This window comes from Pseudomonas extremorientalis (assembly GCF_024584605.1).
In the GTDB taxonomy this organism is placed as follows: domain Bacteria; phylum Pseudomonadota; class Gammaproteobacteria; order Pseudomonadales; family Pseudomonadaceae; genus Aquipseudomonas; species Aquipseudomonas extremorientalis.
Genome location: NZ_CP089519.1, coordinates 1,167,076 through 1,188,467, shown reverse-complemented (window position 1 = coordinate 1,188,467; position 21,392 = coordinate 1,167,076). Strand labels below are relative to the sequence as shown.

The window sequence follows — 21,392 nt, the reverse complement described above, 5'->3', positions numbered from 1 at the left end:
CATGAGCGCCCTTCGAAACCTGCCGGTACCCCTGGCGCTGGCCATCGCCCTCGCCGGTTGCGCCGGCCTGCCCGACCAACGCCTGGCCAATGAAGCGCTCAAGCGTGGCGACACCGTCACCGCGCAGCAGAATTACCAGCAACTGGCGGACCTGGGCTACAGCGAGGCCCAGGTGGGCCTGGCTGACATCCAGGTAGGCACTCGCGATCCGGCGCAAATCAAACAGGCCGAAGCCACCTACCGTGCGGCAGCGGACACCTCGCCCCGCGCCCAGGCGCGCCTGGGTCGCCTGCTGGTGGCCAAGCCCGGCAGCACCGAGGCCGAACACCATGAAGCCGAAGGCCTGCTGAAAAAAGCCTTTGCCAATGGCGAAGGCAACACCCTGATTCCGCTGGCGATGCTGTACCTGCAATACCCGCACAGCTTCCCGAACGTGAATGCCCAGCGGCAGATCAGCCAATGGCAGGCCGCCGGTTACCCGGAAGCCGGCCTGGCCCAGGTGCTGCTGTATCGCACCCAGGACACCTACGACCAGCACTTGGATGACGTGGAGCGCATCTGCAAAGCCGCGCTGAACACCACCGACATTTGCTACGTCGAACTGGCCACGGTCTACCAGAAAAAAGCCGAGCCGGAAAAACAGGCCGAACTGCTCAAGCAAATGGAAGCCGGTTACAGCCGTGGCACCGTTACCGCACAGCGTGTCGACAGCGTGGCGCGTGTGCTGGGTGACGCCACCCTCGGCCAGCCGGACGAAAAAACCGCCCAGGCCCTGCTGGAAAAAATCGCCCCTGGCTACCCGGCTTCCTGGGTCAGCCTGGCGCAACTGCTCTATGACTTCCCGGAACTCGGTGACGTCGACCAGATGATGAAGTACCTGGACAACGGCCGCGCCGCCGACCAGCCGCGCGCCGAACTGTTGCTGGGCAAGCTCTACTACGAAGGCAAGTGGGTGCCGGCGGATGCCAAGGCAGCCGAAGCGCACTTCGAAAAAGCCGTGGGCAAGGAAGTGGCCGCCGATTACTACCTCGGCCAGATCTATCGCCGTGGCTACCTGGGCAAGGTCTACCCGCAAAAAGCCCTCGACCACTTGCTGACCGCTGCGCGCAACGGCCAGAACAGCGCCGACTTCGCCATCGCCCAGTTGTTTTCCCAAGGCAAGGGCACCAAGCCCGACCCATTGAACGCCTATGTCTTCAGCCAGTTGGCCAAAGCCCAGGACACCCCGGAAGCCAATGACCTGGCGGCCCAGCTTGAAGCGCCCTTGACGCCTGAACAACGCGCCCAGGGCCAACGCCTGGTGCAACAGGAACTGGCCGCCCGCGGCACCCTGGCCCAGAGCACGTTGCAACTGCACGCCCTGGATGAAGAAGACGACGGCGAGGAATCCCTATGAAGCTCAACCCATTCGTCAAGGCCGGCATCGGCCTGACCTTCGCCCTGCTGTGGTCGTGCCCGACCCTGGCCGCGCTGACCGAAGCCAAGAACTTCGGCCTGGAAGTCAAAGCCACCGCGCAGTCCGAAGATGACCGCGACCTCGGCACGCAAAAAGGCGGCGACGTCAACGGTATCGGCCTTGACCTGCGCCCGTGGATCTACGGCGAAAGCGGCGCGTGGAGCGCCTATGCCATGGGCCAGGCGGTGGCGTCCAGCGACATCATCGAGACCGACACGCTGCAACAGTCGGCCGATGACGCGAACCAGCAAACCACCAACAACGACCGCAAGGCCAAGAAAAACTACCTGGCCATGCGCGAGTTCTGGGTCGGCTACAGCGGCTTCACGCCCTACCCTGGCGAGATCCTCAAGCTGGGTCGCCAACGCCTGCGCAATGACGACGGCCAATGGCGCGACACCAACATCGAAGCGCTGAACTGGACTTTCGACACGACCCTGCTCAAGGCCAATGTCGGCGTCGCCGAACGTTTCAGCGAATACCGCACCGACCTCAAGGAACTGTCGCCCAAGGACAAGGACCGTCAGCACCTCTACGCCGACGCCGCCTACCAGTGGACGCCCGGTCAGTGGATCGGCCTGCGCGGTCACCACACCCATGACAACGGCAAGCTGGACTACCCGGAACCGGGCGTACCCACCGACTCGTTGGACAAGCGCGAAAACGGCGACCTGACCTGGCTCGGCATCGAAGCCAACAGCGACGCCTACAACTGGCGCAATACCAACACCGTCAACTACTGGGCCAGCATCACCGGCATGCAGGGCGACCGCGACACCGTCAACGCGTTGAAAGCCGACGGCAGCCGTCCCGACCAGGCCAAGCGCAGCGATGACGTGAATGGCTGGGCCACCGACCTGGGTATCCGCCTGCGCCTTGACCCGCAGTGGCAAGTGGGCGCGGCCTACTCCCGCGCCAGCGCCGAGTACGAGCAGAACGGCCTGCAAAGCAACCGTTCGAACTGGACCGGCACCCAGTCCCGCGTGCACCGCTTCGGTGAAGCCTTCCGTGGCGAAATGAACAACATGCAGGCCATGAGTCTGTTCGGTTCCTGGCAGCTGCGCGAGGACTACGACGCCAGCCTGGTGTACCACAAGTTCTGGCGTGTCGACGGCAACAAGCCGGTGGGCAGCAACGGTATCGATGCGGTGCAGAACAACACCGACGACGTCACCGGCGCGATCCTGTCCAGTACTTCCCTGCCCCTTGAAGATGGCAAGAAAGACCTGGGCCAGGAGATGGACCTGGTGGTCACCAAGTACTTCAAGACCGGCCTGTTGCCGGCTGCGCTCAGCCAGTCGATCGATGAGCCGTCAGCGCTGGTGCGTTTCCGTGCCGGCGTATTCAAACCGGGCGATGCCTATGGCAGCAACGTCGACTCGTACATGCATCGCGCGTTTGTCGACGTGATCTGGAAATTCTGATGGGAGCCCGCCCAATGAATGCTCAAAGCCTACTCGTCGCGGCAATGCTGTTGGCCAGTGCCACTGCGTTTGCCGACACGGCGGCCAAGGCGCCGACCATCGCCAAGGAACTGCAGCAGGCCAAGACCTACACCATTTCCAGCCCGCCTACCGCGCCGCTGGAAATGGCCAAGCCGACCCTGCCGGACCTGTCGGGCTACACCGCCGCGGCGATGGAAAAAAAGATCGTAAGGACCAAACCGGGCAAGATCAGCATCCGCCGCATGATGCAGGAAGACGCGCTCAAGGACTTCATCGGCGGTGACAACAAGATGGCCGAATGGGTGGTGCGCCAGCACGGTATTCCCCAGGCGATCTTTGTCGACGACGGCTACATGAACCTCAAGGACCTGCTGGGCAAGGTGCCCAAGCAGTACCTGAGCGAGACCTCGCCGGGTGTGTTCCTGGCCAAGTTGCCGATCGTGGTCGGGCGCAAGGGCATCCTGGAAATCGACAAGAAGACCCAGGAGCTGCGCCTGTCCCAGGAAGGCGGTTCGTTCCTGATCAACGACGGCCAGCTGTTTGTGCAGGACACCAAGGTCACCGGCTGGAGCGAAAAGGCCAACGGCCCGGCGCTGTTCAAGTCGCCCAAGGAATTCCGCCCGTTCCTGCTGGCCTGGGGCGGTACCGAAACCTACATTTCCAACACCAAGATGGCCAGTTTCGGCTACGCCAACAGTAAGTCGTACGGGGTGAGTATTTCCCAGTACACGCCGAACATGGCCAAGGTGCTCAAGCGTCCCGAGCCGACCGGCTGGATCATCGATTCCGAGTTCTCGGACATGTGGTACGGCTTCTACTGCTACGAGACCACGGGCTTTGTGATCAAGGGTAATACCTACAAAGACAACATCGTCTACGGCATTGACCCCCACGACCGTTCCCACGGCCTGATCATCGCGGACAACACCGTCTACGGCACCAAGAAGAAGCACGGCATCATCATTTCCCGTGAAGTGAACGACAGCTTCATCTTCAACAACCGCAGCTACGACAACAAGCTCTCGGGCCTGGTAATCGACCGTAACAGCGTGAACAACCTGATCGCCGACAACGAGATCTACCGCAACCACACCGACGGCATCACCCTCTATGAGAGCGGCGACAACCTGCTGTGGGGCAACAAGGTGATCAGCAACCGCCGCCACGGCATCCGCGTGCGCAACAGCGTGAACATCAAGCTCTACGAAAACACCGCGATGGCCAACGGCCTGACCGGTGTGTACGGCCACATCAAGGATTTGACCGACACCGACCGCGACATCGCCCTCGACCCGTTCGACGCCAAAGTCTCGCTGATCGTGGTGGGCGGTGAACTGGCGGGTAACGGCAGCGGGCCGCTGTCCATCGACTCGCCGTTGAGTATCGAGCTGTACCGCGTATCGATGCTGGCACCGACCAAATCCAGCGGCATCAGCTTCTCCGGCGTGCTTGGCGATCGCCAGGAAGAGATTCTCGACCTGCTGGTGCGCCAGCAGAAAGCCGTGCTGATCGACCCTGTCGAACGCCAGACCGAAATGCAGGACTGAGGATGACCCTTATGCACCCACACATGATCAAACTGCTGAGCCTCTCGGGTCTGACCCTCGGCCTGCTCGCGGCCAGCCAGGGCGTACGCGCCGACGACGTCAAGGCGCCGACCTTCACCGCCGAGCCATGCTGCAGCCTGTGCCCGGCCGCCCATGATGCGCGCAACTACACCACGCGCTATCAGCAGAACTTCACCACCCTGGTGCAAGCCCAGGGCGACTGGTTGTTCCGCACCCAGGAAGACCTGCGTACCGAATTCGACACCACCCCGTCCGGCTACAAGCGCATGCAACAGCTGCACGACGCGTTCAAGGCCAAGGGCGTGGAACTGGTGGTGGTCTACCAGCCGACCCGTGGGCTGGTGAACCGCAACAAGCTCAACCCGGAAGAAAAAGCCAAGTTCGACTTCGACAAGGCCCTGGGCAACTACAAGACCATGCTCGGTCGTTTCGCCAAGATGGGCTACGTGGTGCCGGACCTGTCGCCGCTGACCAACGAGCAACTGCCGGATGAGCTGCCGGCCCACGATTTCTACTTCCGTGGCGACCAGCACTGGACCCCGTACGGCGCCCAGCGCACTGCGAAAATCGTCGGTGCCAAAGTGCGTGCGATGCCCGAGTTCGCGGATATTCCCAAGCGTGAGTTCGAAACCAAGCGCTCCGGGCGCATGGGCAAGACCGGCACCCTGCACAACATGGCCGGGCAACTGTGCGGCACCAGCTACGCGATCCAGTACATGGACCAGTTCACCACCGAGCCCAAGGGCGAAGCGGGCGACGGCGACCTGTTCGGCGATTCGGGCAACCCGCAGATCACCCTGGTGGGCACCAGCCACAGCGGCAAGAACTACAACTTCGCCGGCTTCCTGGAACAGGAAATCGGTGCCGACATCCTCAACGTCGCCTTCCCCGGCGGCGGTCTGGAAGGTTCGATGATCCAGTACCTGGGCAGCGATGAATTCCAGAAGAACCCGCCGAAAATCCTCATTTGGGAGTTCTCGCCGCTGTATCGCCTGGACCAGGAGACCATCTACCGCCAGATGATGGCCCTGCTCGACAACGGCTGCGAAGGCAAGACCGCGCAGATGACCGCGAGCACCACCTTGAAACCCGGCAAGAACGAATTGCTGGTGAACAGTTCGAACAAAGACCTGCGTAATGCCAATCACCAGGTCGATATCCGCTTCGCCGATCCGTCGGTGAAAACCCTGCAAGCCACCCTCTGGTACATGAACGGGCGCCACGAGGACATCAAGATCGAGAAACCCGAGACATCCGATACAGACGGGCGTTTCGCCTTTGAACTGCGTACCGATGAAGACTGGGCCTCGCAGAACCTGCTGGCCGTGGAAGTGCAGGGTCCCGAAGCGGGCGCTGCTGCGCAGAAGGTCGAAGCGAAAATTTGCACACGCAACGTATTCCCGGCCGGTGGTCAACAGACCGCTTCAACTGGGAAATGAGGTTACCTATGCAGAAGTTACTGATCCCTACGCTGCTGGGCCTGGCGATGTTCGCAGGCTCCGTCAACGCCGCCGCACCGCTGCGTCCGCCACAAGGCTATTTCGCACCGATTGAAGCGTTCAAGACCGGCGACTTCAAGGAAAACTGCGACACCATGCCGGCGCCCTACACCGGGCCGCTGCAGTTTCGCAGCAAGTACGAAGGCTCGGACAAGGCGCGTTCAACCCTGAACGTGCAGTCGGAAAAAGCCTTTCGCGACAGCACCGCCGACATCACCAAGCTGGAAAAAGACACCAGCAAACGCGTGATGCAGTTCATGCGTGACGGCCGCCCCGAGCAGCTCGAATGCACCCTGAACTGGCTGGTGTCGTGGGCCAAGGCCGATGCATTGATGTCCAAGGACTTCAACCATACCGGCAAGTCCATGCGCAAGTGGGCGCTGGGCAGCATGGCCTCGGCCTATGTGCGCCTGAAGTTCTCCGACTCGCACCCGTTGGCCAATCACCAGCAGGAATCGCAACTGATCGAAGCCTGGTTCAACAAGCTCGCCGATCAAGTGGTCAGCGACTGGGACAACCTGCCCCTGGAAAAAACCAACAACCACTCCTACTGGGCCGCCTGGTCGGTGATGGCCACGTCCGTCGCCACCAACCGTCGCGACCTGTTTGATTGGGCGGTGAAGGAATACAAGGTCGGCGTGAACCAGGTCGACGACCAGGGCTTTCTGCCGAACGAATTGAAGCGTCAGCAACGCGCCCTGTCGTACCACAACTACGCCCTGCCGCCGCTGTCGATGATCGCCAGCTTTGCCCTGGTCAATGGCGTGGACTTGCGCCAGGAAAACAACGGCGCGCTCAAGCGCCTGGGCGACAAAGTGCTCGCCGGGGTCAAGGATCCCGAGATCTTCGAACAGAAGAACGGCAAGGAACAGGACATGAAGGATTTGAAGCAGGACATGAAATTCGCCTGGCTCGAACCCTTCTGCACCCTCTACACCTGCGCGCCGGATGTGCTCGAGCGCAAGCATGGGATGCAGCCGTTCAAGACCTTCCGCCTCGGGGGCGACCTGACCAAGGTCTATGACCCGACGCATGAGAAAGGCAACAAGGGTTCCTGACGAAACGCGGTAAAAAATGTGGGAGGGGGCTTGCCCCCGATAGCAGGGTGTCATTCAACACAGATGGCGACTGTTACACCGCCATCGGGGGCAAGCCCCCTCCCACAGTTCGAGTCGGTTTCGTCAGTTGGAATGTTGTACGGCCCGCCCCCGATTTTTCGTGGGGGGGTTTGGGGGGGCTCTGGCCCTTGACTGTTGGTTAAACATGGAGAGATCGGGATGGTTTTCTCGTCCAATGTGTTCCTGTTTCTGTTCTTGCCGATCTTTCTCGGCTTGTACTACTTGAGCGGGCAACGCTATCGCAACCTGCTGCTGCTGATTGCCAGCTACGTGTTCTACGCCTGGTGGCGAGTGGACTTCCTGGCGCTGTTCGCCGCCGTGACGCTGTGGAACTACTGGATCGGCCTGAAAGTCGGTGCCGCCGGTGTGCGCACCAAGCCGGCGCAGCGCTGGCTGCTGCTCGGCGTGGCGGTCGACCTGTGCATCCTCGGCTACTTCAAGTACGCCAACTTCGGCGTCGACAGCATCAACGTGATGATGAAGTCGGCGGGCCTTGAGCCGTTCATCCTGACCCACGTGCTGCTGCCGATCGGTATCTCGTTCTACATCTTCGAGTCGATCAGCTACATCATCGACGTGTACCGTGGCGATACCCCGGCGACCCGCAACCTGATCGACTTTGCGGCGTTCGTGGCGATCTTCCCGCACCTGATTGCCGGCCCGGTACTGCGCTTTCGCGACCTGGCCGACCAGTTCAACAACCGCACCCACACCCTCGACAAATTCTCCGAGGGCTGCACGCGGTTCATGCAGGGTTTCATCAAGAAGGTGTTCATTGCCGACACCCTGGCAGTCGTCGCCGACCACTGCTTCGCCCTGCAGAACCCCACCACCGGCGATGCCTGGCTCGGCGCGCTGGCCTACACCGCACAGCTGTACTTCGACTTCTCCGGCTACAGCGACATGGCCATCGGCCTGGGCTTGATGATGGGCTTCCGCTTCATGGAAAACTTCAAGCAGCCCTACATCAGCCAGTCGATCACCGAGTTCTGGCGGCGCTGGCACATCAGCCTGTCCACCTGGCTGCGTGACTACCTGTACATCACCCTGGGCGGCAACCGTAAAGGCACGCTGACCACCTACCGCAACCTGTTCCTGACCATGCTGCTCGGTGGCCTGTGGCACGGTGCGAACATCACCTACATCGTATGGGGCGCGTGGCACGGCATGTGGCTGGCGATTGAAAAAGCCATCGGCCTCAACACCGCGCCACGCAGCTTCAACGTCGTGCGCTGGGCCTTCACCTTCCTGCTGGTGGTGATGGGCTGGGTGATCTTCCGCGCCGAAAACCTGCACGTCGCCGGCCGTATGTACGGTGCGATGTTCAGCTTTGGCGAGTGGTCGCTGTCGGAACTCAACCGCGCCAACCTCACCGGCCTGCAAGTGGCAACCCTGGTGGTGGCCTACGCAACCCTGGCGTTCTTCGGCCTGCGCGATTTCTACACCAATCGCCCTGCCGAGAAGACCAAGCCGGCCGACCCGAGCCTGATCAAGGCCGTGCCGGGCGACAACCCCGGCAGCATCCACGAGCCCGGCTTCACCGTGGGCCAGGATGCCGCTGTGCAACCGGCCTACTGGACCGCTGACTGGCCACGCTACGCCATGCGCGCTGCGGTGCTGCTGCTGTTCGTGGCGTCGATTCTCAAACTGTCGGCGCAGAGTTTCTCGCCGTTCCTTTACTTCCAATTCTGAGGGAGCCGACCATGACCCGTTCATTACGCGTCCTCTATATCGGCCTGTTCCTGGTGGTGTTGCTCGCCCTGGGCGCCTGGTCGCTGCGCAGCTTCTTCGGCTTCAGCACCAATGCCGACGCCACCGTGCTCAACGGTCGCTGGACCAAGGCGGTCGAGACCCACTACGACGACCAGTTCCCGATCAAGCGCCTGGGCACCAACCTGTGGGCGGCGCTGGACTACAAGCTGTTCAATGAAGGCCGTCCCGGCGTGGTGCTGGGCCGCGATCACTGGTTGTACAGCGACGAGGAGTTCAACCCCGCCGTCAACGAAGACCAGAACCTGGAAGGTAACTACGCGCTGGTCGAAGGCGTACGCCAGAAGCTCAAGGCCCAGGGCATCCAACTGGTGATGGCGATCGTGCCGGCCAAGGTACGCCTGTACCCGGAACACCTGGGTGAAGTGAAGCCGGCGAGCATCCACGCCAACCTGTACCAGGACTTCCACGCCCGTGTCGCCGCCGACAAGATCATCGCCCCGGACCTGCTCGGCCCGCTGCAACAGGCCAAGCTCGGCGGCAAGCAGGTGTTCCTGCGCACCGACACCCACTGGACCCCGGACGGCGCTGAAATCGCGGCCAAGCAATTGGCCAAGACCATTGCCGCCAAGACCCCACTGAGCGGCGAGCCCCAGCGTTTTGTCACCGAGGCCGAGAGCACCACACCGCACAAAGGCGACCTGCGTCTGTTCCTGCCGCTGGACCCGCTGTTCGAAAACCTGATGCCGCCGCAAGAGCCGCTGCAAAAACGCGTCACGCACCTGGCCGAAACCAAAGGCGACGACGCGCTGTTCAGCGACAGCGAAACCCCGGTGGCGCTGGTGGGCACCAGCTACAGCGCCAACCCCAACTGGAATTTCGTCGGCGCCCTCAAGCAAGCCCTGGGCAGCGACGTGGTCAGCTACGCCGAAGACGGCCACGGCCCGATCCTGCCGATGCTCAGCTACCTGAAAAGCGATGACTTCAAGAACAGCCCGCCCCAGGTGCTGATCTGGGAGTTTCCTGAACGTTATCTGCCCGTGAACAACGAAATCGGTGATGCCGACCCCGCGTGGGTTGCGCAGCTTAAACAAGCCGGTTCGCGCCAACAGAACATGGCCATCAACACTAAATCCGAGACGCCCGACCGGGCGCAAAACTGAAAGAGAGGTAACTCACATGACTTTCACTACAACTCCTCGTCGTCTCGCTAAAACCCTGGCCATCGCAGCCGGTTTGAGCTTCGTATCGATGTCCGCCTTCGCCGGTGGCGACGCCGCCCTGTACGGCCCTACCGCGCCAAAAGGCTCGAGCTTCGTGCGCATCTACAACGCCAGCAACCAGGAAGTCAGCGCTACCGTCGGCGCCACCAACCTGAGCGACGTGGCCCCACTGGCCAGCAGCGACTTCAGCTTCATGCCCGGCGGTGACTACAGCGCCAAGGTCGGCAGCCAGACCGTACCGGTCAAGCTCGCTCCGGACCACTACTACACCCTGGTCAACAGCGGTAGCGGCCAGCCACAACTGATCGAAGAACCGCCGTTCAAGAACAAGCAGAAATCCCTGGTGCGCGTGCAGAACCTCAGCGACAAGGCCCTGACCCTGAAAACCGCCGATGGCAAGACCGATGTGGTCAAGTCAGTGGCAGCCAAGGGCCGTGGCGAGCGTGAGATCAACCCGGTGAAAGTAAGCCTGGCGTTGTATGACGGTGACAAGAAAGTCGGCGATGTGAAGCCGGTTGCCTTGGAACGCGGTGAAGCGGCGGTGCTGTATGTGACGGGCTCCGGTTCGAGCCTCTCGCCAGTCTGGGTCAAACGCCCAGTGTCGACCCGCTAAAGCATTTTTCCGGGTTGGTTGAGACCAACCCGGACCGAGACAAAAACAAGAGTGAAACGACAAACCTTCGTAGCTCTGACCCATATCGATTCAAGGAGAAACACCCATGATTCCAGTCATCCTTTCCGGTGGTAGCGGCTCACGTCTTTGGCCGCTTTCCCGTAAACAGTTCCCTAAACAGTTCCTGGCCCTGACCGGTGAACACACGCTGTTCCAGCAGACCCTGGAGCGCCTGGTGTTCGAAGGCATGGACACCCCGATCGTGGTCTGCAACAAGGACCACCGCTTTATCGTCAACGAACAACTGGCCGCCCGTAAGTTGGAAAGCCAACGCATCCTGATGGAGCCGTTCGGCCGCAACACCGCCCCGGCCGTGGCCCTCACCGCGATGATGCTGGTCAACGAAGGCCGTGACGAGCTGATGCTGGTGCTGCCCGCCGACCACGTGATCGACGACCAGAAAGCCCTGCAACGCGCCCTGGCCCTGGCCACCGTGGCCGCAGAGCGTGGCGAGATGGTGCTGTTTGGCGTGCCGGCCACCCGCCCGGAAACCGGTTATGGCTACATCAAGTCCACCAACGATTCGCTGCTGCCCGAAGGCGTGAGCCGCGTCGAGCAGTTCGTGGAAAAACCCAATGAAAAACGCGCCGTCGAGTTCGTCAAAAGCGGCGGTTACTTCTGGAACAGCGGCATGTTCCTGTTCCGCGCCAGCCGCTTCCTCGAAGAGCTGAAAAAGCACGACCCGGACATCTACGACACCTGCCTGCTGACCCTGGAACGCAGCGAACAGACCGCCGATACCGTGTCGTTCGACGAAGCCACCTTCGCCTGCTGCCCGGACAATTCCATCGACTACGCCGTGATGGAAAAAACCCAGCGCGCCTGTGTGGTGCCACTGAGTGCCGGTTGGAGCGACGTGGGCTGCTGGGCCTCGCTGTGGGCAGTCAACGACAAAGACGTCCACGGTAACGTCAGCAAAGGCGACGTGGTGATCCAGGACAGCCGCAACTGCATGATCCACGGCAACGGCAAACTGGTGTCGGTGATCGGCCTGGACAACATCGTAGTGGTGGAAACCAAGGACGCGATGATGATTGCCCACAAGGACAAGGTCCAGGGCGTCAAGCAGATGGTCAACACCCTCAACGACCAGGGCCGCAGCGAAACCCAGAACCACTGTGAAGTGTACCGTCCGTGGGGCTCCTACGATTCGGTGGACATGGGTGGCCGCTTCCAGGTCAAGCACATCTCGGTCAAGCCGGGCGCGTGCCTGTCGCTGCAGATGCACCACCATCGCGCCGAACACTGGATCGTGGTCAGTGGCACGGCCGAAGTCACCTGTGACGAGAACGTGTTCCTGCTCACCGAGAACCAGTCCACCTACATCCCGATCGCCTCGGTGCACCGCCTGCGCAACCCGGGCAAGATCCCATTGGAGATCATCGAAGTGCAATCGGGCAGCTACTTGGGTGAAGACGATATCGAGCGCTTTGAAGATATCTACGGTCGCTCGACGCCGGTTGAACGTGGCGTTTCAGTGAAAACTATCGCGCAGTAAAACAGTCGTACAAGAAGCCCTCGCCCAGCCGACTGCGTCCCCTATCCGCAGTGGGTTGGGTGGGGGCTTTTCTCGTTCACGGGTTCTCTACACCTATCAGCGGACGGCCCCATTGTGTCCCATCGAGTTGACGCCCCAATTTCTTGGGGAAAAGGCGTTGTAACTGCCGCTGGAGTGATCTTTCCCCGCATTTTTGAATTGATCTTTGCCAATTTTTTCAGTGGCCTTCCCTCCCCACATAAGCGCCCCACCTGCGGCTTTGGAGGCAAATCCCCCGGAGTTGGACACCGTCTTTCCGAGCACCTTTGCCATTCCCCCGACAACGGTCAGAGCGGCCCCCTGGGCTTTTTCCTTGTTATTGTTGTAGAGCGGTGGGAAGAAGTACGCATTCAGTTTTTCGTTGACGCCTTGCAGAACCGTTTGTCGCAGGTTTGTAAGCCCCATGTTTTGCATACGAGTGAATTGACGCGAGCTGACCTCCTCCCTGGGGGCTTGATCGATTGTTCCCAGCACGACAGGCGCTGATACAGATGCAGCTACTACAGGAGAAATCTGCGCAGGAGCGAGGATGTTTGGAATGGTCATGGTGGATCTCACTTCGTAAGATGACAGTTGGGTTACTGAAGGGCTGACAGAGCGTTTGCGTGCCCGGCTTTTTGTAAAAAGACTCCACACTGGTACGTGTCTCGAAGCCAATAAACACCTGGGGTGTTAGGGTTCAGCGGCGTCGGCAGCTCCACTCGGGCGAGTTCCCGAGGGTGATCGTCGGACGTCCTGCAAGATCGAATTTTTCGGCGCCATGTGCTTGGGCAACCTTGCCTCCCACAATCATCACTAGACCCAAGGCTTTGGAGAGAGGGCAACCGCTGGAAGCTAACTTTTGCCCAGCCTCCTGCACGGCCATGCCGCCCACGGCAATACCCACACCCTTGGCGCTCATGCCGCAGTTACGCGATTGCAGCAGGACTTGCCCCAGGTTTGTCAGCTTCTGAGGCTGCCTACGCGAAAACGGGCGTGCTCCTGCCGCGTCAATCGTTTGCGTGAGCGACGCAGGGAAGGGCTGCTCAGCCGCTTTTGAAGACGTCATAAGCGCGGTCGCCACCGACGCTAGGGAAGAGGTAACCTCAGGAGTAAGAAGGGCTGCAATAGTCATCGTTTATCTCACTTGATCAGACTGCGATGGGTACATCCTGGACAATCCGTACTTCCCTGTTATAGCTCTGTGGACAAAATGTGTGGGCCGGTTCCTTGCACAGGAAAACTGATCCTGCGTTAGGCATCCACACCCGCCCGCGAGTAGGATGTTTTATCCACATATGAGACTGTCATCATGTTCTTTGGCGTTCTACTGATCATCACTTGGCTGGTCCTGCTACTGCGCTACCCGGCCAGAGCCTTGCCGGTGTCGCTGGCCGCCGCCGTGGGCCTGGGATTCGTGGCGATCTGGGTGGTATGGCTGGACAACCGCGAAGCCTCGCAACTGGCGCGCCTGGAACTGCGCATCAACTACGCCCCGCAAGAGTGCCCGGCCGACCGCCCGCTCAAGTTGACCCTCAACAACGGCAACGATGTACCGCTGACCGAACTGCGCTGGCGCGTCGCCGCCTATGCACCGGGCGACTCGGTCAACCTGGCCGACAACGTCTACGCCGCCCCCCGCTATCGCGGCCCCGGCGAGTTGCAGGCCGGGGCGACATGGGATGACTGCCTGCCCACACCGCCGCTTCGCCCCGGCTACCGCCCGCAAACCCTGGAATTTCGTGCCGAGCACCTGCAAGGCAGTTTTGCTGACTAATCGTTCCAATATTGATGACACACGTGATTTTTCGTATCTATCATTATTCAACAACTTCAATCAACCCCAGAAATACCACCGCGAAAGCCGTCCCTGATTTTTTCTGTTATAAGTGTTTATATATGCACTGACACCACCGCCACTACCAGCCAATATAAAACGCTTATTCTTTTTATTTTTTGCATCTTTAGGTGAAACATCAGGGAATTTCTCCAGTGCGCCTCCCATCATAGAATCAAGTTTGGCTTTTCGATCCAAATCAATTTCAGCCTTGCCACCCAGATCCATCTGCTTATAATGAAATTTATCCGTATACGATAACCCCTTGTCTACCTCAGCCATTTGAATTTTCATATAACGCATCACACCCCGTTCTTGCATGCGCAAGTAACCCGTTCCTGCTTCAGCGTTAAACAAAACATTGTCAGCCCCATGTAAAATTTCAATCTCCTCAGGGCTCTTATCCGGAGCATCAGTAAAGCGCGAGACGATAGCCATCTTTACAACCTTGTCACTATTCATTTCCTTATAATACTCACTTACTAACTTATGTGCTCTGCTGATGCTGTTTCCGGTGACGGAAAAATCAATCATCACGATCGATTGCATGCCAGCATCTTTGCCGTCCATTGCCGACTTTATAAACTCACGTCTGTTTATCCGCTGCTGTTCGTCCAGCGTTGAGGCGTCGGCTATATTAGCTCTAGAAGCGCTCATCCCTGACAATTGTAACAATGCCGTTGTGTACCCCATATGTTCTATATAAGAGCCCAGCACCTGCGGGCTACGACCTACGATCAGATACAGTGTTTGTTTAGGATCGAGACCCTGAGCCATAAGACCCGATTTAATGGATGAAAAAACAGACGAAAACCCTTCAATATCTTTCTCATCAAAGTTATCTCGAGTGGACTCGGCGCCATTACTGTCATGCAGGCTCACTGGGTTATTTCTTACCATTGCATAAAGATTAAGTCCATCTACAAGACTAAACGAATCCGGGTTAAGCCATCGTTGAAAATGCGGTATGTAATATCTGAATCCATAGTAATAAAGCCCCGTCGCGTCCTTCTCCTTACCCGAGTAACCCAACGTGCGATAGCTCTTCTCACTCGAATCACCCCGTTTCCGAAGAGCTGTAGTGCCATACGGGTGATAACTTTCATGACTGACAACCTTTGCTATAGCATCCAACTCCACCAGCCATGATCCCAAATGACTATCCAGGTTGTAGCGGTACTGATCATTTGCCACTCGCTTGGGTCGCGCCGTTTCCCAGTGCAGCACCTGCACTTCACCCACAGTGATCACATGCAACACATTGCCGTGCACATTACGGATCTCCAACCCCGGTAAATAGCGTGTTTCAGTGGTGACAGCACGAGTGCGAGTATGGGCAATGCGCACCTTGCGTCGACGCGTACCGTTTGCGTCGTAGGCGTAACGCTCACTGTCGTTGTCGGTGGATTCGCGCATCACCGGCTCTACGCTGAGCAATTGGTTACGTAGATCCCAATTCAGCGGTCGGCCCCCCAGACTGCGCAGATTTCCGTTGGGGTCAAACTTGTCGTCGAAGTCAGCTGGGGTCAGCGGCCCCCCCTTACTTTCAGGCAAGCAGCGATTGCTGAAGGGAGCCGCTTTCAATATCCGCCCGTGGCTTTGCGGTCCATGGTGGATCAACTCCAGCAAATTACCGGCCCTGTCATAGCGGTATTTCTGATGGAAGTTGGCAATTGCGTGGGGGTCGACCACGTGATTCGGCCCTTGGCGCAAACTGCCCGCTTCAAAACCGGTTGCTTCAACCAGTTGACCGATGCTGTCGTAGTAGCAGCGACTGGTCGGATCGACACGCTGATTGTTAAAAAAACGCACCGCCAGCGTCGTGTCCTCAATACTGACGATGTTCCCCCCCGGTTCATACTCGTAATGAAGGTCCTGCAAGAGCGCGCCACTGCCGCGATAACTGGACAGCTGGCGTAATCGACCGTCTAGAGGACAGTAATCAAACTGCCTGACCACACCATTGCCCAGGGTTTTGCGTTCTACCTTGCCGTGCGCATCGTAGACAATGGCGCTCACCAGAGTCGTTTGCGCTGACGCCCCTTTGAGCCTGAGCCACGCCTCACGCAATTGGCCGTCGACCGTGTAGCGGGAGCCCTGGTGATTACCTGCCACATCGATCTGTTGCAGCACCCCGCCGAGTGCATCGAGGTAAACCTGAGTGCGCAACCCCTCACCAGGCTCCAACAGGGCATCGCGCAGATGCAGCGGTTCCGGCCAGTCCGGCATATCCAGGGTCTTCAGGAAATGCTGTACATGATCCAATACGGTACCGCCCATCGCGTACTCATTGAAATGACGAGTGCCCGCAGTGTCATCCTGCCGGATGACCTGCCCGCATAGGTTACTGTCGGCATGGACTGGCTCTGCACGCGCATAGGTAAAGCGCTCCGTGCACAAGCCTTGCTCAAACACTGCCAACAGTCGTATCAACTCATCAAATTCGACCTCACGCTGCGTACCCCGCCCATCCTGCGAATACACGTTTTGCCCAGCTTCACCAAAAACGTGGACACGCCACCCAGCGTCGACGCTTTGGGTACTCAGAACCTGGCCGCCCAAGGAGTAAGCGGTTGCCAGGTTTGCCGGCACCGTAGGGTCGCCTTCATGCAGTAAATGCAAGCGGGGGTCCCATTGGGCGACTGCCAAGCCTGCCTTGTTGTAAAGCGTGCGTGTGACTCTCAGGTCCGCCGAACCCTGCGGATCGCTGCGGCAATAGGCAACTGCGCGACAGGCCAGACCGCGCGGTTCAATCACCGTCAGGTCAGGCGTTTGGGTGTGCACCTTGGGATTGAATGACGGCGTGACACCCGCTTGCGCCCTGGCGGCCCGGACTTCTTCATAGGTGTCGTTTTCATCCTCATGGGTGGTGTGCCAGCAATGGTAAGTCTGGCGCCGCAGATAGCCTTCCTTGGCAAGAATAGTATTCGTCAGCCGCCCCAACGGGTCGTAGCGCTGTGTGTCGTAGTCGCCGTGCTGGCTGAAGCTGGCGTCGTTGATGCAATGCCAATCCGAGGCAAAGTACGGCCGATAAACCCTCACCGTGAGCCCCTTGTTGTTGTACTCAACCCGCTCGCTGACGCGCCAGCGCGGCACATCCGGCAGCGTAATCGGCTTGCTCTCGGAGTCCAGCGCCAGGGTGCCGTCCGACTGCACCTGATAGGCATAGCCATCGTCCACCTTATGCTTGGTCTGCAATGGACGGCCGAATCCATCCCAATAGCGGATCGTCATGCGAATCTGCCGGTCAGGGGCAGTTTGATCGTTATCCGCCCGGATGAGCACGCCATGCACTGGTTCGCGCCGCACGTTCACCAGGAGCGCACGCAGGCGCTGGCGTGCAGGCGTCAAGTCTTGCGTCGGTAAAAACGCATGTGCGCCAGCGCGTATGTGGCCACTGGGCAACAGGTCGCCTTGCTTAACGCACTCGTTAAACCAGACCAAGTCCAACCGGTCAACTTCGGGTATGCGGCCCATCCAACTGAACCGGTTTTCGAAATAAGCGGTGGCGGCACCTTGCAGTGCTTGCTCGGGCGCCTCGATCGCGTGGGCGGGGCTGTCGTCCTGTGGCCGTTGATAATCGTCAACGGGGTCGAATCCCACGGCCTCACCGCGCTCCACACCGTAACAGCTGGTAGCCAGCACCTCTCCGAAAGCGTCATGGAGGACTTCCTGGCTATTTTGATTGGGGTCGAGGATGCGGGCGGGTTGCATCAAGCGGTAATCAATTTTCTCGACCTGAGTCTTACAGCCATCAGGCAAGGTCACCGACGTATTCAGGCATTGGTGAGGGTCATAGCCCAGTAACGTCACGCCGTGGGCCTGGGTCTGCCGCACCGTCAAGACCTGATGAAAGCCGGACAATGGGGCGTAGGTGTAGAAGCCCCGCCTGATCGACCAAAGCAGCTCAGGTTCCAACTGCGGGCCGAGCAGCCAGGGCATGCGGCGGTAGCCGATCTCGGTCAGGCGCGCCTCCAGGTCAAATGGCATATCGCCGTGTTCATTCTTGAGCAGGTCATACGCCCGGAGCGCGGATTGATCGAGCTCAGCCGTCTCCACATAGTCCGGCAAAGCCTCGAAACCGGCCTGGCCGTCGGGCCATGGCGTATTACCGGGAAGTTTGCGATAACGCTGCAGGGATTGCCCGACCAACTGGCGCTGGATGCTGTCATTGAGCGGGTTGTCTGCGCTGTCGGACGTAAAGTATTCGTAGGTAATGTCTTGCGGCATCAGGCCTTTGGGGCCGGCGCCCTTGACCAGCACCATCGCATCGGTGCGTTGCACATACGGCAGGCCAAGGCGCCAGGCGTCAGGCTGGGTCAGGTGGATAAATTGCGCGCGGGTCTGCGTCAGGTAGTAACGCTGCTGTGCGTCATCATGGGCGTCGCACCACCAGCGTTTTTGCGGCGCAAGCATGTGAGGGTCCGATTGGCAAGCCGGATCACTCAGGGCGGTGAGACGCCGAGCGTAGTGGACGGTAACGCTGTTGGTCGGGTTGCCGAAAGCATCCCACTGCAAATTCAAGGTCTTCTGGCACACAGGGTCGGTGCTTTCGCGCTCGTAGCGGTAGGTGATGATTTCAACCGGCAATACGTGCAGCACATGATAGGGGGCATGTTTTCCACCGGTGGGACGCTGCAGCCTGCGCAGCAGGTAGCGATGCTGCTCGACCGAATACGGCGTGCCGTCCTCGTCACCAAAGTCAAAGAGTTCACTGCGCAGCACCTGCCCCACCAGTGCATTGCACAGTTGTGCCTGTTCCTTGGCATCGGGGATGACCAGCTGATCGCAGTCGTCCGCCTCGTGATAATAGCTGTAGAGCGTGCCCTTCAAATCGATAGCGTTACTATCCCCGTCGAAGTAGTCCTGGGTGGGTGGGTTCAAGACGCGACCGACGTGAAACCAGGTTTTGCGCAACACCGGCGCGCTGTAACCCTCCTCACGCTGCCCATGTGCCTGCTCCTCGCAGTCGCTCGACAGCTGCAAGGCGAACCCACGAAACTCACGCTCGACGCCATCGTAGAAGGCCTTTCGATAGCTGAACCGCTGGGTCAATTGGTTGCCGGTGATTTCATCATGCTGTATTTGGACGCTGACCAAGGGCAGCGCAAATGGCAGGTGGCACACCGCTGGTTGGTCGCGGGCCTGCAGGTATTTTTTTTCATCCAACCACTCCTGGGCCGAACTGCGGTACACGACAGTTGCGGCAGCACCGAGGTTATTGTTGGTGCCACACAACAGGTACGGCTTGGCGTGAACCAGGTCATAGCGCCAGTGCCGAGGGCTCATATGGGGCACGGTCAGCACCAGGCTCGAATACCCCTGCCCTTGCAGGTCCGCGGCGCTGACTTGGCAAAATCGGTCATAGTTCACACCGGGTGGCCAAGGCAGGCGCAGGGGGACTTCATCAAAACCGTTGCCACCACGGTTCATATAGATCAGCGCACAGTCCGGCCGCAAAAACACCAGGTCGACAGCACCAGAGCCGTCGAAATCGGCGAGCAGCACCCGTGACGCGTCGAACTCATCGTAGGTGAAAGGTAACTTGCACCACACAAAACCCTTGCCGAAACGCCCACGCCCCAGGTTAGGCCAGCATTTGAGCTGATCATGGCGCACTTCAATAAGATGCTGCTGGCCGGAACCCAGCACGTCACAGAACGCCACCAGTCGGTCATTCGCACGACTGAATAGCGGCAGGCGGTCCTCGTCGATACTGTGCGCCACTTCCTGGGCGGCTCGATATCCTTCTGCGCGACCGCTCGCATAAAAGCGCACACTGCGTGGACCGATCATTGCCAGGTCCTGCAGCCCTGCGCCCATCAGGTCCGCCAGTTGCGCCTGAGGGTGAAAGAACTCATTGGGCAGTGCCTTCAGCGAGATGAACTGATGCCAGCGGCCATCCGGCTGGTAGGTGAAAAAGCCGCTCCATCCCGGGTTGGCGATGATCCAATCCGGAGTGCCATCACCCGTAAGGTCCGCCAGGAATTGCTGCACAGGTTTTGTGCTATCGGCGACGGGAATGCGTTCGAGCTCGCGCCACTCGTCATAAATCACCTCATCGGGATGGGTCGGGACCTCGGCCCGTTTGGGCGCGCGGTAATACCAGCTTTTGTCGCTGCAATAGAGAATGCCTGCCATGCCTTCGCCCCGCAGATCGAACAGATGGTAGCGATCACCATCGTTCAAGCCAGGCATCGCATCGAAAGGTTGGTACCCCGCCACATCTTCAACCGGGGAGAACGCCTGATAAGTAAACTCAATAGGGGGACGGCTATGAAGCACGCCATTACCGTCACACGCCTGGGAATGGGCTGCGCTCAAGTGGCTGTAGCCCAGAGCGGTGGGGCGGTACTCGAATAACAAACGTTGCACCAGGACCGGCTCAGGTCCGAGCTGCGCAAAGTTGTGAAACATCAGGACTTGGTGGCACAAGCGTTGCGTCCGCAGTTCAAAGCCATAGCGGTAGTCGGAGTAGGCATCCGTTCGTGCAGTCCAATGTTCTGTTCCAGCATAGGCTGGGACCGCCTCGATCCCACAGGACCGCTCCCCGTAGTCAAACACCAGATGAAAGTGCCACGGCACATTGGCCCAGCCAGCAACTTTCCAGGCATAAAGGTGCCTATGCCCCTGGGCGTTACCGTAATACACCGTGCTCAAGTAACGCTGGGCACGGCCATCACGGGGCTGGTCGGGGCCTGGCGGGTCGGTATCACGTTTATATTCATAGGCCAGGTGCTGGCCATGGGGGTCAACTGTTTCATGAATCAACCAAGCGGCTACGTGTGTCTCATCGTCAGGACAAGCCAACCGTGAGTCCGCGGTCTTACCGTACATGTGAAGGCCGCCGTCTGCCGTATGCACCAGCCAGAACATGGTTTGATCGGCGTTTGAGGTCCAGCGCTCAATCAAGGCAAATGCGCCTTCGATGCGGGGCCAGTAACGTGTCACCTGGTGACTGCCGACGTCTAGCCCGCGGTAGTGGGTTTCGGTCCTCTGGACTAGTTGTCCCTCGCGGTCATCCCGTTCCGGCATCAACACTTCGCCGTCGGGGCCGAGAAACGAGTCCTCATCGGTGTAGGTAGGCACGCCCTGGGATGTGCGCCGACTGATGGCATTAACCGTCTTGCTCCAGCCCATACCGAAGTCGCTGTTGCCCGCATCGCTGCTATAGCTCAACGCAAGGTCCGGCGCAAAGCCGCGCCCAGGGGAAATAGGCAAGGGCAACGCGTATGACGCCGTTCCCCTCGCGCCTACGGCACCCAAGCCATCCCCAAGACTTCGAATCGCGCCACCGCCCTTCGGCAGGCTGGGTGGAATGATGTTCAGTGAGTCGTCATGGTTCAT

13 protein-coding genes are annotated in these 21,392 nt (G+C 59.5%); 10 read left to right on the top strand and 3 right to left on the bottom strand.

What is annotated here, in order from left to right; translation table 11 throughout:
• Nucleotide 1: 1 nt before the first annotated feature.
• The 9 genes from algK (at nucleotide 2) to LUU92_RS05130 (ending at nucleotide 12,190) form a co-directional block, all read left to right on the top strand.
• On the top strand, nucleotides 2-1,396 hold the full coding sequence (gene algK, locus LUU92_RS05170; protein WP_071488568.1) for an alginate biosynthesis TPR repeat lipoprotein AlgK: 1,395 nt from the start codon (nucleotides 2-4) through the stop codon (nucleotides 1,394-1,396).
• Nucleotides 1,393-2,880, top strand: a complete 1,488-nt coding sequence (locus LUU92_RS05165; protein ID WP_071488567.1) for an alginate export family protein — start codon at nucleotides 1,393-1,395, stop codon at nucleotides 2,878-2,880. The genes algK and LUU92_RS05165 overlap by 4 nt, the downstream gene beginning before the upstream one ends.
• On the top strand, nucleotides 2,880-4,448 hold the full coding sequence (algG, locus tag LUU92_RS05160; protein WP_222541018.1) for a mannuronan 5-epimerase AlgG: 1,569 nt from the start codon (nucleotides 2,880-2,882) through the stop codon (nucleotides 4,446-4,448). Before LUU92_RS05165 ends, algG begins: the two co-directional genes overlap by 1 nt.
• Before the next feature lie 11 nt (nucleotides 4,449-4,459).
• Nucleotides 4,460-5,908, top strand: coding sequence for an alginate O-acetyltransferase (locus LUU92_RS05155; protein WP_257103252.1), 1,449 nt, complete (start codon nucleotides 4,460-4,462; stop codon nucleotides 5,906-5,908).
• An 8-nt stretch (nucleotides 5,909-5,916) separates the two neighbouring features.
• Nucleotides 5,917-7,026, top strand: a complete 1,110-nt coding sequence (locus LUU92_RS05150; RefSeq protein WP_092240845.1) for a mannuronate-specific alginate lyase — start codon at nucleotides 5,917-5,919, stop codon at nucleotides 7,024-7,026.
• 219 nt (nucleotides 7,027-7,245) lie between these two features.
• Entirely contained in the window at nucleotides 7,246-8,778 is a 1,533-nt protein-coding gene (locus LUU92_RS05145) for an MBOAT family O-acyltransferase (RefSeq protein WP_034118206.1), read from the top strand.
• A gap of 11 nt (nucleotides 8,779-8,789) precedes the next feature.
• Nucleotides 8,790-9,959: an alginate O-acetyltransferase gene (locus LUU92_RS05140; RefSeq protein WP_071488564.1), complete on the top strand. Its 1,170-nt coding sequence runs from the start codon at nucleotides 8,790-8,792 to the stop codon at nucleotides 9,957-9,959.
• A gap of 16 nt (nucleotides 9,960-9,975) precedes the next feature.
• Nucleotides 9,976-10,632, top strand: a complete 657-nt coding sequence (locus LUU92_RS05135; protein ID WP_058422926.1) for an alginate O-acetyltransferase AlgF — start codon at nucleotides 9,976-9,978, stop codon at nucleotides 10,630-10,632.
• Between the two features lie 106 nt (nucleotides 10,633-10,738).
• Entirely contained in the window at nucleotides 10,739-12,190 is a 1,452-nt protein-coding gene (locus tag LUU92_RS05130) for a mannose-1-phosphate guanylyltransferase/mannose-6-phosphate isomerase (protein WP_071488563.1), read from the top strand.
• A 96-nt stretch (nucleotides 12,191-12,286) separates the two neighbouring features.
• On the opposite strand, the gene LUU92_RS05125 is transcribed toward LUU92_RS05130, so the two are convergent.
• Together LUU92_RS05125 and LUU92_RS05120 are read right to left on the bottom strand one after the other, a co-directional pair.
• Nucleotides 12,287-12,775 (bottom strand): hypothetical protein, encoded by a 489-nt coding sequence (locus LUU92_RS05125; RefSeq protein WP_257103251.1) that lies wholly within the window; start codon nucleotides 12,773-12,775, stop codon nucleotides 12,287-12,289.
• 133 nt (nucleotides 12,776-12,908) lie between these two features.
• Entirely contained in the window at nucleotides 12,909-13,343 is a 435-nt protein-coding gene (locus LUU92_RS05120) for a hypothetical protein (protein ID WP_257103250.1), read from the bottom strand.
• Nucleotides 13,344-13,520: 177 nt separating this feature from the next.
• Between LUU92_RS05120 and LUU92_RS05115 the strand changes: the two genes are divergently transcribed.
• Nucleotides 13,521-13,985, top strand: coding sequence for a multidrug transporter (locus LUU92_RS05115; RefSeq protein WP_257103249.1), 465 nt, complete (start codon nucleotides 13,521-13,523; stop codon nucleotides 13,983-13,985).
• 60 nt (nucleotides 13,986-14,045) lie between these two features.
• Here LUU92_RS05115 and LUU92_RS28995 read toward each other — a convergent pair whose 3' ends face one another.
• Nucleotides 14,046-21,392, bottom strand: a complete 7,347-nt coding sequence (locus LUU92_RS28995) for a SpvB/TcaC N-terminal domain-containing protein (RefSeq protein WP_306459260.1) — start codon at nucleotides 21,390-21,392, stop codon at nucleotides 14,046-14,048.

Coding starts and splice junctions, on each gene's coding strand:
- LUU92_RS05165 (WP_071488567.1), top strand. CDS start 1,393: ATGAAGCTCAACCCATTCGTCAAGGCCGGCATCGGCCTGACCTTCGCC.
- LUU92_RS05150 (WP_092240845.1), top strand. CDS start 5,917: ATGCAGAAGTTACTGATCCCTACGCTGCTGGGCCTGGCGATGTTCGCA.
- LUU92_RS05120 (WP_257103250.1), bottom strand. CDS start 13,343: ATGACTATTGCAGCCCTTCTTACTCCTGAGGTTACCTCTTCCCTAGCG.
- LUU92_RS05155 (WP_257103252.1), top strand. CDS start 4,460: ATGCACCCACACATGATCAAACTGCTGAGCCTCTCGGGTCTGACCCTC.
- algG (WP_222541018.1), top strand. CDS start 2,880: ATGGGAGCCCGCCCAATGAATGCTCAAAGCCTACTCGTCGCGGCAATG.
- LUU92_RS05135 (WP_058422926.1), top strand. CDS start 9,976: ATGACTTTCACTACAACTCCTCGTCGTCTCGCTAAAACCCTGGCCATC.
- LUU92_RS05125 (WP_257103251.1), bottom strand. CDS start 12,775: ATGACCATTCCAAACATCCTCGCTCCTGCGCAGATTTCTCCTGTAGTA.
- LUU92_RS05145 (WP_034118206.1), top strand. CDS start 7,246: ATGGTTTTCTCGTCCAATGTGTTCCTGTTTCTGTTCTTGCCGATCTTT.
- LUU92_RS05130 (WP_071488563.1), top strand. CDS start 10,739: ATGATTCCAGTCATCCTTTCCGGTGGTAGCGGCTCACGTCTTTGGCCG.
- LUU92_RS05115 (WP_257103249.1), top strand. CDS start 13,521: ATGTTCTTTGGCGTTCTACTGATCATCACTTGGCTGGTCCTGCTACTG.
- algK (WP_071488568.1), top strand. CDS start 2: ATGAGCGCCCTTCGAAACCTGCCGGTACCCCTGGCGCTGGCCATCGCC.
- LUU92_RS28995 (WP_306459260.1), bottom strand. CDS start 21,392: ATGAACCATGACGACTCACTGAACATCATTCCACCCAGCCTGCCGAAG.
- LUU92_RS05140 (WP_071488564.1), top strand. CDS start 8,790: ATGACCCGTTCATTACGCGTCCTCTATATCGGCCTGTTCCTGGTGGTG.